Raw genomic sequence first — 15,797 nt, forward strand, 5'->3', positions numbered from 1 at the left:
TGCCTTACCCTTTCATACACATAAAAAAAGAACAAGATTTTCTCTTGTTCTCATTAAGACAACCATTTCGGCGGTACATTCGTATTCCAATAAATATTTCCTAACTCGTGGTGTCCTGAGTATCCATCATCAAAACGATGATAATGGAAATTAAAATAATATCCATCTTGCGGTGGATGATCTCTCCTCACATGAAATCGCAGTAAGTCATTTCCTGATTTCGTGTCATAAACATGAAAAATTTTTTCATTATTTCCGCCAGCTGGTCTTTGGGAAATTGCTAATGATTGTAACGATTCTTCTGGCACATCATTGGCAAGTTCCGCGATTGCCTCTTCAATTTTAGGTAATACAACATCTTTAAATTCATCTTCAATTACAGGCCCAATTTTAGAGCCGAATTTTTGCATAGATTGCTTCTCTGCTTCTTGCATCGCATAGTTAACAAAAGTATCGGTGGTTAACCTGTCATTCGCTTCTTCATATGTATAGGACGTACTCTCCAAATTTTGTTGCCCAGCTGTGCTCGTAGGCTTGTCCGCAGCTTTGGCATTATCAAGCAATATGGAAGGAGGCGTCACTAAACCAAATGTAAATACGGTAATTAATGCGACTAAGGTTTTTCTAAACCAATTTGGCATTTATGTTCCCTCCCCTTTCACTCATTATATTTTATATAACGGTTGTTTCTTCTATTATACAAAATGATTGTAATTTTTGCACTTTACAATTTTGTTAACGTTCACATATTTTTCACTTGAATATGAAATTGTAAGATTTCATACACTATAAATACAACAACAATGAGGAGGCGATCAGATGACTTTAGATGTCGTGTACTCCGCCGCAAGCATACTCCTTTTAGTATATTTTATTTATCAGTGTGTTACAGACTAGAAAAAGAGCCATTTCCGGCTCTTTTTCTATGGTAAAAATACAATCCAACCAATCCATACTATAAAAATAATCCCGGCAATTACAGCTGGTAATAAATAAAAATGAGAAAGTATAACTATTCCATACAAAAGTATTACTGGAAGTAATAAATAGCGATCTGCCTTCCATCTTAACAATAGTAATTTGCCTTCATCACAATATAAATGAAGAAACATTTTTTTCGTAAATTCATTCCAATAATCGCGTGCATAACGGGAAATTGCAACTAACGTAAATACGAGGATAATAGCTGCAATCCACCTCGGACTCATCATAATACTTACCGTGCTTATACATACAATTTGAATATAAAATATTCGTGCACTACTTGTACGGAAAAATTCTTTCAAAAAAGATTCAACGATACGCGAATCAGCTTTTTTCCCTAAAATTCTTTTAGAATGTGGAAACATCCACGGTTTTTTATTCGAACTGCTCGGCTTAGCAGCATGGCCACCGACTTGCATAATACCGCTCGTCCAACGCATACTTTCTTCTTTTTCTTTCTCAACTTCTTTAAAAAAGGAATTTTTATAATTCATCTTTACTTTTACTAATACTATAGCTAGGAAAACTGCTAAACCGATAAATAGTATTGAATAAAATGGATTTTTATAAGTAAAAAATAGACTCATTCCAAAAAAGGATAAGCTCATAGAAAATATTACATTTTTTATAATCCATAAAACCCATCGTTTCCCGACACGTATATTTATAAATCTCGTCAACAACGACAACATAAATCGAAATACAGTAAAGAATGTCCAAAATAATACGATTTGTATCTTTGTCACTCCGATACTTTTCATTAACACTGGTAACATAACAACTACTACCATTACATTCGTTATCGCTATTCGAATAAATGTATATATCATGCCATACTGAATTAATTTTCGCATATGAGTTGGATACGAAATTAAAAATAAACTATCTGCTTGTTCAAAAAACGAGCGTACACCTCTTGAATATGTTACAAGATAAAATGCGAGTAAGCCTAATCCGAAATACACCGTCTCTTCCATCGATAATGTTTCCATCCATAGTGATCGATAATAGATTCCCATAAACATAAGTGCTGGAATAATAATATATAACGCAACTGTCCAATCTGTTACCGAACGTATGGACTTCCATTTCCGCTCAAGTTCATGGCGTAATCTTTTATAAAATTGTTTTTTAATCATGCTGTTCACGCCTTACGATTACATCAAAACAGTCTAATAATGAACTCCCCGGTATTTTCGCTAACGTTTGAATAGCCTCTAGATGTCCATCTGCAACTAATGTACCTTGTGAAATGAGCAAAAATCTCTCACAAATTCTTTCAGCAGTATCCAATACGTGCGTACAAAGTAAAATTCCTACCCCGCGCTCTTTTTCTTTATATAAATAACTTAAAAACTCTTTCGTAGCTACTGGATCTAATCCGATAAAAGGTTCGTCAATTATATAAAAATCTGGCTTAGTTAAAAACGCCAATATAAGCATCGATTTTTGTTTCATCCCTTTTGAAAACTTTGATAAATACTCATGCTTATGCTTATCCATTCGAAACATATGTAATAATTCTTCAGCTTCCCTTTCCCAGCTTCCTACTTCATTCTCACGGGCAGCCATTAATAATTCAATATGTTCCCAGAGCGTCAAATAATCATAATATGTTGGATGTTCCGGCACATATGCATATGGGTTTTTCTTTTCACCAAATGATATTTCACCATTCATATTTACAAGTAAGCCTAGCATCGTTTTAATCGTCGTACTTTTCCCGGCACCATTTGCGCCAATAAGAGCAACTAATTCACCTTTTTCAATTGAAAAAGCAATATCATGAATTGTTTTTTCACCTATTTCATATCCAGCTGAGCGGATATTTACCTTCAACATACATTCCCCTTCTTTCCATTTCCAATATAATCAAGGAAAAGAATAACATATAGCTATCTATATATCATTATAAAATATTTGTTTTCATAGCAGGAAAAAACATTTTTTAACAGAATATTAAATGTTTGATTACATTTTATTGGAGTGAATAATATGTCTTTTCAAATTCGTGAAGCGACGATAGATGATATAGATGCACTTTGTTCTTTAACGAAAGAATTAAAAGGTTCCTCTATTTCCTATGAAGATATGAACAACCGATTGCAATTCGTACACATGAGTCCTTTTGATTTTTTATATGTTTATGAGGAAGAAGAAACTATATTTGGATTACTTGGGTTTCGTATACGCGAAAATTTAGAAGATGTAACTCGTTATGGAGAAATTTCAATTATTAGCGTCGATTCTACAATACGGCGGAAAGGCATTGGACAAGTGTTAATGGATTATGCAGAACAATTAGCAAAGAAGCATAATTGCATTGGAACATGGCTAGTTAGCGGAACAAAAAGAGAGGAAGCACATCCTTTTTACAAAAAATTAGGTTATGAAGTAAATGGATATCGATTTGTAAAACATTTTTAAATTGAAAGGAATAAAACTATGACAAATATTGAAGCAATTTTCATTGATCGTGACGGTACAATTGGTGGTGACACTACAATACATTATCCAGGTTCTTTTACATTGTTTCCTTTTACAAAAGAGTCCTTACAAAAACTAAAAGCTAAAAATATAAAGATTTTCTCTTTCACAAACCAACCAGGTATCGCAGATGGAATAGCGACCGTAGCTGATTTTGTACAAGAATTAAAAAGTTTCGGCTTTGATGATATTTACATATGTCCTCACAAACACGGTGCTGGTTGTGAATGCCGTAAACCAAGTACAGGTATGCTGTTGCAAGCAGCTGAAAAACACGGGCTTGATTTAACAAAATGCGCTGTAATTGGTGATCGCTGGACTGATATTGTTGCAGGAGCAACAGTAAATGCGACAACGATATTAGTACGAACAGGCGCTGGATATGACGCTTTACATACGTACCGAGACAAATGGGCACATATTGATCCAAAATACATTGCAGAAGACTTTGAAGATGCTACAAATTGGATTTTAAATCAACTCTAATACAAGTTAAAAGAGACATTTTCAAAATGAAAACGTCTCTTTTAATCTTATTATTTTTTTAAAACGTTAACTCATAGTGGAAATAACGATTATCTCTCAAATAACCATTTTCAGCGTATAATCGCTGTGCTGATAAATTATCAATCTCTGTTTGTAATTTTACACCTTTTGCTCCATTTTCTAATGCGAATTCTCTCGCAGCTTCTAATAATTTTTTACCTGTTCCGGCTCCGCGCTTCGCCTTTTGTACAAACAGATCATTTAAAATCCATAATTCTTTCATCGAAATGGAAGAAAATGATGGATATAGTTGCATGAACCCAATATATTCACCGTCTTCAACTGCCACGAAAATAACGGATTCTTTTCTCTCCATTCGATTTTGTAAAAATACTTTTGCACCTTCTAAATCGGAATCTTGTCGGTAAAACATACGATAGTTATTAAAAACTGCTGCTAGTCCATCTAAATCTGCAATTGTTGCCTCATATATTCTCATTTTACTCCATTCCCCTTCCAATACTGTCTCATTATATCTGTTGCCCATTTAGGCTGTTGTATTTCTTCTTTCGGCATAAACTCTTTCATTATTGGCTTTATATCCAATATAGGGGTTCCATCAATAGCATCTAGTCCCTCCACAATAATTGATTTACCTTCTCTTTTTATCACCTGTACAATTGTCACACCTATGCGATTCGGACGATTTTTCCCGCGCTGTGCAAAAATGCCTACTTTAGGATAATCATTATTATTTCTAGGATGTCTAGCAAAATATTGAATTTGTTCATCAGTTACTTTATGAAAATAAAAAACAACTTCAATATGAGAAAAATCTTCAATCCCTTGTATACTTTCCTCTGTATACATTTCAGTTAAAGTAATACAGGATCTTACTTCTCCCCACTCATCATCTTTTATTTCCTTTCTGTCATTATGTACAAATGCGATTGCTTGAACTGAAAACATACGCATCCCCCCTTAAATGTAACCACTTACATTATAAAATATTTTCTGAATGTTTTCCAGATACACGAACTAAGTTTACATAATATAATTATAATCTATTTCTCAAAGCGAAATTTACTGCTTCAATTGCATGTATATGAGTTGTATCAAATATCGGAACTGATACGTCTTCTTGCTTTATTAATAACCCTATTTCTGTACAACCTAATATGATTCCCTGCACTCCTTGTTGCACTAACTCTTCTATAACACTTTTATAATACATTCTAGATTGAGATGTTATTTTTCCTAAACATAATTCTGTATATATTACTTCATTTATCTTTTCTCTATTTTTTTCTGATGGTACTATTACTTTGATATCATTCTCTACTATACGTGACTTATAGAAATCTTGCTCCATTGTATATTTGGTTCCAAGTAGACCAACCGTTTGAATACCTTTTCTATTAATTTCTTTTGCAGTTGCATCAGCAATATGTAATACTGGAATGTTAATATTCTCCTTTATTTTCTCAACCACTTTGTGCATTGTATTTGTGCAAATAATTATAAAGTCTGCTCCCCCCTTCTGCAATGAATACGCCGCGTTCCCTAATATTTCTCCTGCTCCATCCCAATCTCCGCTAGACTGGAATCGTTCAATCTCTTCAAAATCTACACTATTAATCAGGCATTTTGCTGAATGTAATCCTCCTAATCTACTTTTTATTTCTTCATTTAGAATTCGATAATATTCCGAAGTTGATTCCCAACTCATACCACCTATAAGTCCTATCGTTTTCACAATTAACACCTCTTCAATATTTTTTTACGGACATAATAACAATAAATCATTGTATGTTTTTTACAGAATGAAACAAGACTTTATAACAAATACAAAGTCTTGTTTCTATCCATAATCCCACTTCATTATTGATTTATACTCTATTTCATTTCCAAGGAAATTTTTATTGAATTTTCAGAAATTATTTATTGGATTTTTCGGAAAAAGATTCATAATGATAATTAAAACACTCTCGATATAACTGTTTGATTTCATCATAAGAAGGGACTCGTGGATTGTTTCCTGGGCTACCACTTACAATTGCATCTGTCGCCATTTTAGAAATAGCATTTTCAAACTCAATTTCATCAATTCCATATTCTTTTAAATTTGGAATGCAAAGATCAAAACAAAGTTTCTTTATTTCAGCAAGCGTGTAATTCGCTACTTCTTCCTCAGAATATGAGTAAAGATCTTTGTTTAAATTGCGTCCAATCTCGGCTAACCTTTTCACTGCACTTGTTTTTGTGAACTCTAAAACTGTAGGTAATAGTATGGCGTTCGATATACCATGTGGTACATGAAATAGTGCACCTACTGGTCTTGACATACCATGAACTAACGTAACTGATGCATTTGAGAATGCAATTCCAGCTTGTAATGAAGCGATCATCATTGCTTCCCTTGCTTCCATATTATCTCCATCTTCATATGCAATACGTAAATATTTCATAATACTTTCAATAGCCGAAAGAGAAAGTACATCTGTAAGTGGTTGTGAAAATTTAGAAATATATGCTTCAATTGCATGGCATAATGCATCTATACCTGTCGCTGCCGTAATATGAGGTGGTACCGAACTTGTTAATATCGGGTCAATAATCGCTACTTGCGGGGTAAAACTCGGATGCTTCATCATCATTTTTACATCTGTTTTTTTATTCGTAATTACTGCTACACTTGTTACTTCTGACCCAGTACCTGAAGTTGTTGGAATTGCAATGAGTGGTAGTGGATCATTTTCTATTTCAACATCTTTTTGGACGTAATACTCAATTGCTCCACCATTAGTATGTAACACCGCTACTGCTTTCGCAGCATCAATACAACTTCCACCACCAATACCGATAATAAAATCACACTTTCCTTCTTTACAAATCGTTAACGCTTCTAATACGTGTAAATTTGTAGGCTCAGCATTCACTTTGTTATATGTAATAACAGTAATACCTTTCTTATTTAGCTGTTTTATGCACCTTTCAACATACCCTAATTTCTCCATAATTGTATCAGTAACTATAAAAGCTCTTTTCCCAAACTTCTTTGATTGTTCCCCCAGCTTTTCAATCGAATTTCTTCCATATAGTACAGACTTCGGCATACGAAACTCAGCAACTTCTTGCAAGTACTCCACCCCTTCTTCCCCTTATTAATGTTTTAGTTTATAAAATATCAACTAAATAAATCTTTACAATTCATATAGTATCTATTTTTAATAAATTCCTGTAATAGTATAGAATGCGATAACTAAAAACACAGCAAGCGTTTTCAAAACTGTAATAGCAAATATATCTTTATATGACTGTTTATGTGTTAAACCTGTTACTGTAAGAATAGTAATAATAGCCCCGTTATGTGGTAATGTATCCATTCCTCCTGATGCCATTGATACGATACGGTGCATAACTTCTAATGGAATATCAAATTGATTGGCTGCTGCAATAAATTTATCCCCCATCGCACTTAAAACAATCCCCATTCCGCCTGATGCTGACCCAGTAATACCAGCCAAAATATTCGTCGTTACTGCTCCATTTACTAATGGATTCGTGAAAGTTGCAGAGATGCTATCTCTCATAATTGCAAAGCCTGGAAGTGCTGCAATAACACCACCAAATCCAAACTCAGCTCCTGTATTCATTGTTGCAAGTAGCGCTCCACCAATACTTGTATTCAATCCAGCTTGAAATCCAGTTACTACTCGTTTCCAATATAATAAAAGCGTTGTTAAAATCCCTATTATAAGTGCCAATTCTACAGACCAAATTCCAACTACCGCACTTAATTCAACTTTTCCAAATGCTTTCATACCAATAGTTGAGAAATCAAAGCCATTCGGATACCACTTCGGTATCATGATTGTGAAAACTTTATTCATTACACCTACTAAAATAAGTGGTACAAATGCAATTACTTGCTGTACTCTTGTAATTTCAATACTGCTTAGTACCGGCATATCTTTTTGTTCTAATTGCAAAGATGCTGCCATTTCAGTATTCCCATCGTTAAAACCAAAATACCCTTCACCTGCTGCTTTTGCCTTCTTACGCCTACTCTCTAAATATAATAAACCTAACGTGAGAACAAAAATTGCCCCTACAATACCAAGTATCGGTGCAGCATAAATGTCCGTTTTAAAAAATGTTGTAGGTATTACATTTTGAATTTGTGGTGATCCAGGAAGCGCATCCATTGTAAACGTTACTGCTCCAAGGACAATCGTTCCAGGTATTAAGCGCTTTGGAATATTAGCTTGTCGAAAAAGCTTAGCTGCAAACGGAAATATAGCAAATACCACTACATATACACTAACACCACTATACGTTAAAATAGCACCCATTAAAACAATCGCTAAAATCGTACGTTTTTCTCCAACCAACTCTACAATCGTCTTTGCAATAGAATCAGCAATTCCTGACATTTCTACTACTTTCCCAAAAATTGCTCCAAGTAAAAACACCGGGAAATATAGTTTAATAAACCCTACCATTTTCTCCATAAAAATATTAGAAAAGAAAGGTAATACAAAACTAGGTTCTGTCAAAAATACCGCAAATAATGCAAAAATCGGTGCAAATAAAATAACAGAAAACCCTCTATACGCTACAAACATAAGTAAGCTAAGTGCTAATAATATAATAACTAGCTCCAATTATATCCCTCCTTTAAACTGAAAATTCAATCTTTTGTTGATAAACTTCTACTAATCTTTCATTTCTGACATCCCTCCTCTAATTCATACAAATTTTTCATACTAAAATGTCTAATTATACATATTCGATTACATATGAAAAATCCCTTTAAACAAAAACGATTTCATCGTCATACGTTATAAAGGGATTGTTAGTCTCTATTTTTATTTTTTTATTAAACTATTTTCTATACAAAAATGGTGTAGTTCTTCTATATCCTTCGCTATATGAGTCGCACTAACTTCAATCAACTCATTTTCACTACCATAGCCATATAAAACACCAATTGAAGCAATTCCATTATGATTTGCACCTATTATATCGTGCTTTCTATCTCCAATCATGACAACTTCCTCTTTATTAAGTCCTTCATTCTGTTGTAAAATATGAGCAATTATTTCTTCTTTTTTTATTCTCGTTCCATTTAAATTACTTCCAATGATATCTTCAAAATAATTCGTTAGTTGAAAATGCTCTATTACTTGTCTAGCAAAAATAGTAGGCTTTGAAGTAGCTATAAATAAACGATTTCCGGTATCTTTTAATTGTTTTAGGAGATTTGGAATACCCTCGTATACACTATTCTCCAACAACCCACGTTGCTTTAAATACTCCCTGAAATAAAAAACAGCTCGTTCAACTTCTCCTTCATTCATATTATATCTCTCTACGAATGATTGCTGAATAGGAGGACCAATAAATGAATCTAACTCACTTACATGTAATTCTTCAATTCCAACCTTTTCTAGCGCGTACAAAACTGAATTTACAATCCCCTTTTTAGGATCCGTTACTGTTCCATCTAAATCAAATAAAAATGTTGTATACATATTTAATCCCCCACTCATCCTACTTTACATGTAATACTGAAGGTTTTTTACTACTCTACCTCTACTATACTATCATTATTTATTTTTCGAAAAATTACTTTTTCTATGTTACATAGTTTCAGTTACAAAATACGGATAGATATGATAAAGTAAAAAAGTTACAATTAATTCAATAGAAACTGGTGAAACAAATGTCAATTACATTAATTTTTATAATGGCTTTCACAATTGTCATCCACGCAGTCGAAACTAGTTCTTATAGTATTCGCTTAGCTGGCGTCCGATTAAAAAAGATTGCCGTTTCCTTATCTGTCGTAGGAATAGTATTACTCATTTCAAGAACATCAAACTTGCTACAAGCCTTTTTAATTGGCGGTATTGTCGATGAAGCAAAACTAGATTCTTCTATTGATTTAGAGCATATTATACGTCTCGTTTTATTATCTGCTTCTGTCGGTACATTGCTCGCGATTATACTTTATCCAACTTTGACAAAGCTATTTGGATATGTCATTCAAAACTTTGAAACAGATGGTTCATTCATTCGAATGATGAAAACAAATAACATTCAAAAATTAAAGTACACAAAAAAATATGTACGCTTCCCTAAATTCGAAATGATTCATCGCATGAGGATCGGTGGTATCCCAAAGCGTATTATGCTTATTAACATGTTTGCTACTGCCATTTATACAGCGGGTGTCCTTTCAGCCCTTTACGCTTCCTTTTTAAACCCAGATTACGCAACAAATGCAAGTACAGCTTCCGGCCTTGTTAATGGTTTTGCTACTATTTTATTAACAGTACTACTCGATCCACGCATTGCTTTATTAACAGAGCGAGCTTTACAATCAGAAAAGGGTGCTGAAGCAATGAGTAAAATGTATGGTTGGCTAATGATTTCTAGACTTCTCGGCACCTTATTAGCGCAACTTTTATTTGTACCAGGTGCTTACTGGATTTTATGGATTATTGAGCTTATGCATTAATTCACTCTCTAAAAAAAGTAGGTGTAATATCAAATGACTATTAAAACCGAACAAGATATTATCCAATTGATACAAAATGATCCGTGGATGATGAATGTATTACAAATGGCAAAATCACTAGGGCTACCTGATTGGTGGATTTGCGCCGGGTTTGTTCGTTCTAAAATTTGGGATACTTTACATAACTACGAAGTACGAACAGCTACACCAGATGTTGATGTCATCTATTTTGATCAATTACATAAAGATGAGACATACGAACAATCGTTAGAAACGAAACTAATGAATATTGATACTACTATCCCTTGGTCAGTAAAGAATCAAGCTCGTATGCATGTGGTGAATAACATACCACCATATTCTTCTTCTATTGATGCTATTTCTAAATTTCCCGAAACAGCAACCGCTTTAGGAGTTACGCTTGACGAACAGAACAATGTCATATTAACGTCTCCATGCGGAATTGAAGATGTGCTTTCATTACAAGTGAAACCTACACTTCATTTTCTTGAAACGAAAGAACGAATACATATGTACAAAAAAAGAGTTATGAAAAAGAATTGGCAAAGCAAATGGCCTAACATTACAATCACTTATCCAGAAATTTAAAAAGGGTGCTTCTCATTATTAGAAGCACCCTTTCTTTTTTTATTTCAAAAAATCAATGACTGTTTCAGCGAATCGATCTGCTTCTTCACAATGTGGCGTATGACCACTCTCTTCAAACACGATATACTTACCATTTCGAGCATCTCGATTAAATACTTCAATTTGCTTTTCACACGTTACTACATCATATTTCCCTACAATTAGCAGCATAGGATTTTTCACTTCTTGCAGTTTTAATAGAAATGATTTATAAATCTCTCCCTCATCTTTTAATCTTCTAAAGTGAATCTCTGAACGTCTTGCAAATTCTCCCCACTCTTCATCACTATATAAATTATAGTCAGTTTTATCCTCCTTATTTTCATAAATCTCCATTCGTTTTTCTTCTAATTCACCACTTAATGTTATATAGGCCTCTAATAACTCTTCTGGACTAGCATTACTTTCTGAAAAATCTAGGCATTCTTTCGCCTCTTTTTCTTTTCCATACCTCTTCAATAGCTGTGCTGTCTTTTGCAATAAAGCTCTACTTGTTAATGAAAAATCAAAAGTTGGCCCTTCAAATATTATTTTCTCTATTGAATTTGGATATGTCGCCGCATATAACAATGCTAAATATCCACCGAAAGAATGTCCAATTACAGACCATTTCTCAATTCTTAATACTTTTCTTAGTTCCTCACAGTCTTCAATTAGATCATTTAGTCCAAAAGGTTCTTCTTCGGTAATTACTTCTGAACGACAAACCCCTCTTTGATCTATCATAGTTACATATAAGGAGTTTTTTAATCGTTCCGCTTGATGAAATGAAAACTCATAACAACTTTCACCTGGACCACCGAGCAAGTATAATACTGGTTTATTTTTAGGGTTTCCATGTGTTTCAACGTATAGCTTTTCCCCTCTAATGTTCATGTATTTCCCAAATTCAATCAAATTCGTCTTTATGATCATCACCTCATTTTTCACTGAATATTATAACATTTCACTTTAAATAATCCCTATTACATTTAAAAAGACGATAATTATTGCAAGTGGCGCTACAAATCGAAGTAAAAACACCCAACAAGTAAATACTTTCTTTCCGTAATTTCCACCTACAAAAAATTCAGCTTCTAACACTTTCTTTTCCATTTTGAATGATACGAAAATACTAATAAATAATGCTCCGAGCGGCATTAATATATTACTAGATAAGAAGTCTATCGCATCAAAAATGTTCTTCCCAAAAATCGTAATATCACTCCATACTCCAAATGATAAAGCAGATGGTATACCTATTAGGAAAATGCAGAAACCGATGATCCATGATAGTTTATTTCTTCTTTCTTGTTCACCATTTGCTAATGCTGAAACAACCGTCTCTAGTAGAGAAAATGCCGATGTTAATGTGGCAAATGTAAATAGCGCAAGAAATACTGTTAAGAACAATCCTCCTAATGGGATTTGACTAAATACAGATGGTAATACGATAAATAGTAAGCCTGGTCCTTCTGTCGGCTCCATTCCTAATGAAAATACTGCCGGGAATATAGCAAGTCCTGCAAATAAAGAAACGAATAAATTCAATCCAACAATTGTTATTGCTGATTTTGGTAAACTTTCTTTTTTATTTAAATACGAGCTATACGTAACCATAATTGAAATTCCGATACTAATCGCAAAGAATGATTGACCCATTGCGAACAAAATACTTTCTGAAGTAATCTTTGAAAAATCTGGTTGTAAGAAAAACTTCACACCTTGCATCGCATTATCAAGTGTTAATGAACGAATAATAAGAGCGACAAATAATACGAACAATGCTGGTAGCATATATTTACTTGCCTTTTCAATTCCGTTTTGTACACCTTTTGATACAACCCATATCGTTATGAACATAAAAGCGAAATGGCCCATAATAGCCCAAACGGGATTTCCAATTGTTTCAGTAAATAACGAACCGTAATTTTGTCCTGGAGTAATAAGTTGTCCTGTTACTCCTCGGAAGAAATAAATTAAAACCCAGCCACCTACAACGCTATAAAAAGATAACAATATAAAACAAGTTCCAACGCCAAGACGTCCAATCCAGTGCCATCCTGTATTTGGTGCGATACTTTTAAATGCTCCAACTGCTTGTTTCTGTGTACTGCGTCCAATCATAAATTCAGCTATAAGTAGCGGTAGTCCAATTAATACAGTAAATAATATAAAGATTAAAAAGAATGCTCCTCCCCCGCTCTTTCCAGCGATATAAGGAAACTTCCATATTGCGCCAAGTCCAATTGCTGATCCTGCTGCTGCCATTATAAAACCTAATTTCGAAGTCCATTGCTCCGTCTGTTTCATCTTATTTTCCTCCTAATTAAATCTTTTTATATAAATAATTAAATTTTATAAACCTATCCAAATAAACCCTCCATTTCTTTTTCTATAAAATAAAAAATGGCCCAGCATCTCTTTATATAAAGAGACGCTAAGCCATTTGCTTAACGCGGTACCACCCTTATTGATTCCATTATGAATCCACCTTAGTAGTAATCGTTTGATTACAAACCTAATATCGAAGGTTAACCGTTAAGATTTACTAAGAATGTGATTCCGTTCCACCTTACTGCTCCTAGGCGAGTTCAGGATGTCATTTGACTATGTCGCACCAACCCATAGCTCTCTGCACAAATACATGACCTTACTACTCCTATTCAACACATTTTAATATTTAGAATATATTTTCTTTTGAAATTAATATGAAGTATATCGGTTATATTTGTTACTGTCAAGGTATATATTAATTTTTTGCCGAAAAGGTTTTTTATAAACTTTCAATGTAAAAATGGAAGAACAGTGAAAAAGAATCTTCGCGATAATCGCGAAGATTCTTTTTTATGGTGTAAGACGTGTACAATCTCTCGGAAAAGCACTTGCCTCCCGTACGTTTGTTAGTTCTAAAAGTTTATATACGATTCTTTCTAATCCAATCCCAAATCCACCATGCGGCGGACATCCGTAACGAAACGTATTTAAATAAGATTGGAATTTTTCCGGATGCAATCCTTTTTCTTTAAAAGAATCAAGTAACATATCATAGTTATGAATTCGCTCCGCACCTGAAGTTATTTCTAGCCCTTTATACAATAAGTCAAATGAATCTGTAATAGCTGGATTCTCTTTATTTGGCATCGTATACATCGGCCGTGCTTCTTTCGGATAATGTGTGATGAAGACAAAATCGCTATTATATGTTTCTTGTACATATTTCCCTAGTAACTTTTCACCTTCTGTATCTAAATCCCCAATCGGCGATTCTTTCCGGTACTTCCTTTTCAAAATTTCTTGTGCTTCTGATAATGTAATTTTAGGTATTTCAGTAATAACAGGCATTGTAATTTGTAATAGCTGCAATTCTTTTTCACACTTTTCTCCTACTTGTTGAAACATATATCGTAAAACATCTGTTTCTAATTGCATCACTTCATAAAAATCATTTATAAATCCAAGCTCTACATCTAACGATATATATTCATTTAAATGTCGTGAAGAGTTATGATGTTCAGCCCGGTACACAGGAGCAATTTCAAAAACACGTTCGAGTCCTCCCGCTACCATCATTTGTTTATAAAATTGTGGTGATTGAGCTAAATACGCTTCTTTTTGGAAATATGGAAGCTTAAAAACATTTGCTCCTCCTTCTGCCCCTTGTGAGACAATTTTCGGAGTAAATACACGTGTGAAATCGTTCTCTATTAGAAATTCACTAAAGCTTTGAACGAGTGTCGATTTCACTTTAAAAATCGCCGCGATTCGCTCATGTCTTAATGATAATACCCGCTCATTCAACAGTTGATCTAAGCCAACTTGTAGCTTCTTTTTATTTATTTCAAATGGAAGTGGTTCTGCACCATTTAAAACTTTCACCTTACGTGCAAGTATTTCAACACCTAATTCTGTTTTCGGTGTCTCTACTATTTCTCCAAGTATTTGGACGACACTTTCAACATCTACTCTATATCCAGCTAACTCGTTTTCTAATACACATTGAATAACTCCCGTTCGGTCCCTTAATAATAAAAAACTAACATTCCCTAGATGACGAATCTTTTTTACCCACCCTTGTAGTAATACAACCTTTCCGCTATGCTCCGTACATTCTCGTGTGAGTGAACGCTTCATTATTTGATCCATTATATTTCCCTCCACTAATTTTATTTTTATTTACGTTATTGTTATTGTCATCATCATCATCCACGGTCACTCACCTCCTTTCAAAGAATACAAAAATCCGCCCCTATAATAGGGACGGATTTTTCCGCGGTACCACCCAAATTGTCATAATGACCATCTTAGTCCTGATAACGGTAGGTACCGTTTGCTTTTACTAATAATCACGTTCAAAGCAACACTCACAGGTGTCTTTCCATCATGCGGTATCGCAATCTTTCCAGCAGCCGATTGCTCTCTGTAGACCCTTGCATCATGTACTTTTCCTAATCATCACTTTTTATATTTACAGAGTATTCTATCTCTTTATTTTATAAAACGCAAGCGTTTTTAGAAAAATATTGCGATTTCTCACTATACAGACCCCTTCTAAAGATATGTAATACGAACATTGAACTCTATACAATTATCATTTGATAGCTTAGAAATATTTTATCCTTCTCAAATTCTTTCAATTGAACTTTTTCCATTTTATTACATAAAATCCACATTTCCCACGCATATT

General features: G+C 33.9%; 16 protein-coding genes and 2 other annotated features. Of the genes, 4 read left to right on the forward strand and 12 right to left on the reverse strand.

The features are described from left to right. Window positions 1-53: 53 nt before the first annotated feature. The 3 genes from FT637_RS16440 to FT637_RS16450 all read right to left on the reverse strand — a co-directional run bounded on the left by FT637_RS16440 (window position 54) and on the right by FT637_RS16450 (window position 2,826). Entirely contained in the window at window positions 54-641 is a 588-nt protein-coding gene (locus FT637_RS16440; protein WP_193647196.1) for a YpjP family protein, read from the reverse strand. A 282-nt stretch (window positions 642-923) separates the two neighbouring features. After that, the gene (locus tag FT637_RS16445; protein WP_193647197.1) at window positions 924-2,123 is read right to left on the reverse strand and encodes an ABC transporter permease; all 1,200 of its coding nucleotides are present in this window, start codon (window positions 2,121-2,123) and stop codon (window positions 924-926) included. Beyond that, the gene (locus FT637_RS16450; protein WP_193647198.1) at window positions 2,116-2,826 is read right to left on the reverse strand and encodes an ABC transporter ATP-binding protein; all 711 of its coding nucleotides are present in this window, start codon (window positions 2,824-2,826) and stop codon (window positions 2,116-2,118) included. Before FT637_RS16450 ends, FT637_RS16445 begins: the two co-directional genes overlap by 8 nt. A gap of 153 nt (window positions 2,827-2,979) precedes the next feature. Here FT637_RS16450 and FT637_RS16455 point away from each other — a divergent pair, with 153 nt between their 5' ends. Together FT637_RS16455 and FT637_RS16460 are read left to right on the forward strand one after the other, a co-directional pair. Beyond that, window positions 2,980-3,411 (forward strand): GNAT family N-acetyltransferase, encoded by a 432-nt coding sequence (locus tag FT637_RS16455; RefSeq protein ID WP_193647199.1) that lies wholly within the window; start codon window positions 2,980-2,982, stop codon window positions 3,409-3,411. Window positions 3,412-3,429: 18 nt separating this feature from the next. Beyond that, window positions 3,430-3,957 (forward strand): HAD-IIIA family hydrolase, encoded by a 528-nt coding sequence (locus FT637_RS16460; RefSeq protein WP_193647200.1) that lies wholly within the window; start codon window positions 3,430-3,432, stop codon window positions 3,955-3,957. Between the two features lie 58 nt (window positions 3,958-4,015). On the opposite strand, the gene FT637_RS16465 is transcribed toward FT637_RS16460, so the two are convergent. From FT637_RS16465 to FT637_RS16490, 6 genes are all read right to left on the reverse strand, one after another. Continuing rightward, window positions 4,016-4,456, reverse strand: coding sequence for a GNAT family N-acetyltransferase (locus FT637_RS16465; protein WP_193647201.1), 441 nt, complete (start codon window positions 4,454-4,456; stop codon window positions 4,016-4,018). Continuing rightward, entirely contained in the window at window positions 4,453-4,926 is a 474-nt protein-coding gene (locus FT637_RS16470; RefSeq protein ID WP_193647202.1) for an SAM-dependent methyltransferase, read from the reverse strand. The genes FT637_RS16465 and FT637_RS16470 overlap by 4 nt, the downstream gene beginning before the upstream one ends. Before the next feature lie 88 nt (window positions 4,927-5,014). Continuing rightward, window positions 5,015-5,713 carry an aspartate/glutamate racemase family protein gene (locus FT637_RS16475; RefSeq protein ID WP_193647203.1) on the reverse strand — a complete coding sequence of 233 codons (699 nt, stop codon included), beginning with the start codon at window positions 5,711-5,713 and terminating at the stop codon, window positions 5,015-5,017. 181 nt (window positions 5,714-5,894) lie between these two features. Continuing rightward, on the reverse strand, window positions 5,895-7,097 hold the full coding sequence (locus FT637_RS16480; protein ID WP_193647267.1) for an iron-containing alcohol dehydrogenase: 1,203 nt from the start codon (window positions 7,095-7,097) through the stop codon (window positions 5,895-5,897). Window positions 7,098-7,184: 87 nt separating this feature from the next. Continuing rightward, window positions 7,185-8,624, reverse strand: a complete 1,440-nt coding sequence (locus FT637_RS16485) for a GntP family permease (protein ID WP_193647204.1) — start codon at window positions 8,622-8,624, stop codon at window positions 7,185-7,187. Between the two features lie 204 nt (window positions 8,625-8,828). Further along, complete coding sequence (locus FT637_RS16490) at window positions 8,829-9,494, reverse strand: HAD family hydrolase (RefSeq protein ID WP_193647205.1); 666 nt, start codon at window positions 9,492-9,494, stop codon at window positions 8,829-8,831. 191 nt (window positions 9,495-9,685) lie between these two features. Between FT637_RS16490 and FT637_RS16495 the strand changes: the two genes are divergently transcribed. Together FT637_RS16495 and FT637_RS16500 are read left to right on the forward strand one after the other, a co-directional pair. Beyond that, complete coding sequence (locus FT637_RS16495) at window positions 9,686-10,483, forward strand: lipid II flippase Amj family protein (RefSeq protein ID WP_193647268.1); 798 nt, start codon at window positions 9,686-9,688, stop codon at window positions 10,481-10,483. A 33-nt stretch (window positions 10,484-10,516) separates the two neighbouring features. Next, window positions 10,517-11,092 (forward strand): nucleotidyltransferase family protein, encoded by a 576-nt coding sequence (locus tag FT637_RS16500; protein WP_193647206.1) that lies wholly within the window; start codon window positions 10,517-10,519, stop codon window positions 11,090-11,092. Window positions 11,093-11,131: 39 nt separating this feature from the next. Here the strand turns inward: FT637_RS16500 and FT637_RS16505 are convergent, their stop codons facing one another. The 3 genes from FT637_RS16505 to aspS all read right to left on the reverse strand — a co-directional run bounded on the left by FT637_RS16505 (window position 11,132) and on the right by aspS (window position 15,256). Then, window positions 11,132-12,046: an alpha/beta fold hydrolase gene (locus FT637_RS16505; RefSeq protein WP_193647207.1), complete on the reverse strand. Its 915-nt coding sequence runs from the start codon at window positions 12,044-12,046 to the stop codon at window positions 11,132-11,134. Window positions 12,047-12,082: 36 nt separating this feature from the next. Then, window positions 12,083-13,423, reverse strand: a complete 1,341-nt coding sequence (locus FT637_RS16510; protein ID WP_193647208.1) for a sodium-dependent transporter — start codon at window positions 13,421-13,423, stop codon at window positions 12,083-12,085. A gap of 117 nt (window positions 13,424-13,540) precedes the next feature. Then, window positions 13,541-13,789, reverse strand: a binding site (T-box leader). A gap of 168 nt (window positions 13,790-13,957) precedes the next feature. Next, the gene (aspS, locus tag FT637_RS16515; protein WP_193647209.1) at window positions 13,958-15,256 is read right to left on the reverse strand and encodes an aspartate--tRNA(Asn) ligase; all 1,299 of its coding nucleotides are present in this window, start codon (window positions 15,254-15,256) and stop codon (window positions 13,958-13,960) included. A 107-nt stretch (window positions 15,257-15,363) separates the two neighbouring features. Next, window positions 15,364-15,575, reverse strand: a binding site (T-box leader). Window positions 15,576-15,797: the final 222 nt, after the last annotated feature.

The organism is Bacillus cereus, from assembly GCF_015071065.1.
Lineage (GTDB): Bacteria > Bacillota > Bacilli > Bacillales > Bacillaceae_G > Bacillus_A > Bacillus_A cereus_BA.

Bases quoted from the DNA above. Each gene is read 5' to 3' on its own strand.
- FT637_RS16445 (WP_193647197.1), bottom strand. From the start codon at position 2,123: ATGATTAAAAAACAATTTTATAAAAGATTACGCCATGAACTTGAGCGG.
- FT637_RS16490 (WP_193647205.1), bottom strand. From the start codon at position 9,494: ATGTATACAACATTTTTATTTGATTTAGATGGAACAGTAACGGATCCT.
- FT637_RS16510 (WP_193647208.1), bottom strand. From the start codon at position 13,423: ATGAAACAGACGGAGCAATGGACTTCGAAATTAGGTTTTATAATGGCA.
- FT637_RS16455 (WP_193647199.1), top strand. From the start codon at position 2,980: ATGTCTTTTCAAATTCGTGAAGCGACGATAGATGATATAGATGCACTT.
- FT637_RS16460 (WP_193647200.1), top strand. From the start codon at position 3,430: ATGACAAATATTGAAGCAATTTTCATTGATCGTGACGGTACAATTGGT.
- FT637_RS16505 (WP_193647207.1), bottom strand. From the start codon at position 12,046: ATGATCATAAAGACGAATTTGATTGAATTTGGGAAATACATGAACATT.
- FT637_RS16495 (WP_193647268.1), top strand. From the start codon at position 9,686: ATGTCAATTACATTAATTTTTATAATGGCTTTCACAATTGTCATCCAC.
- FT637_RS16500 (WP_193647206.1), top strand. From the start codon at position 10,517: ATGACTATTAAAACCGAACAAGATATTATCCAATTGATACAAAATGAT.
- aspS (WP_193647209.1), bottom strand. From the start codon at position 15,256: ATGGATCAAATAATGAAGCGTTCACTCACACGAGAATGTACGGAGCAT.
- FT637_RS16465 (WP_193647201.1), bottom strand. From the start codon at position 4,456: ATGAGAATATATGAGGCAACAATTGCAGATTTAGATGGACTAGCAGCA.
- FT637_RS16450 (WP_193647198.1), bottom strand. From the start codon at position 2,826: ATGTTGAAGGTAAATATCCGCTCAGCTGGATATGAAATAGGTGAAAAA.
- FT637_RS16470 (WP_193647202.1), bottom strand. From the start codon at position 4,926: ATGTTTTCAGTTCAAGCAATCGCATTTGTACATAATGACAGAAAGGAA.
- FT637_RS16440 (WP_193647196.1), bottom strand. From the start codon at position 641: ATGCCAAATTGGTTTAGAAAAACCTTAGTCGCATTAATTACCGTATTT.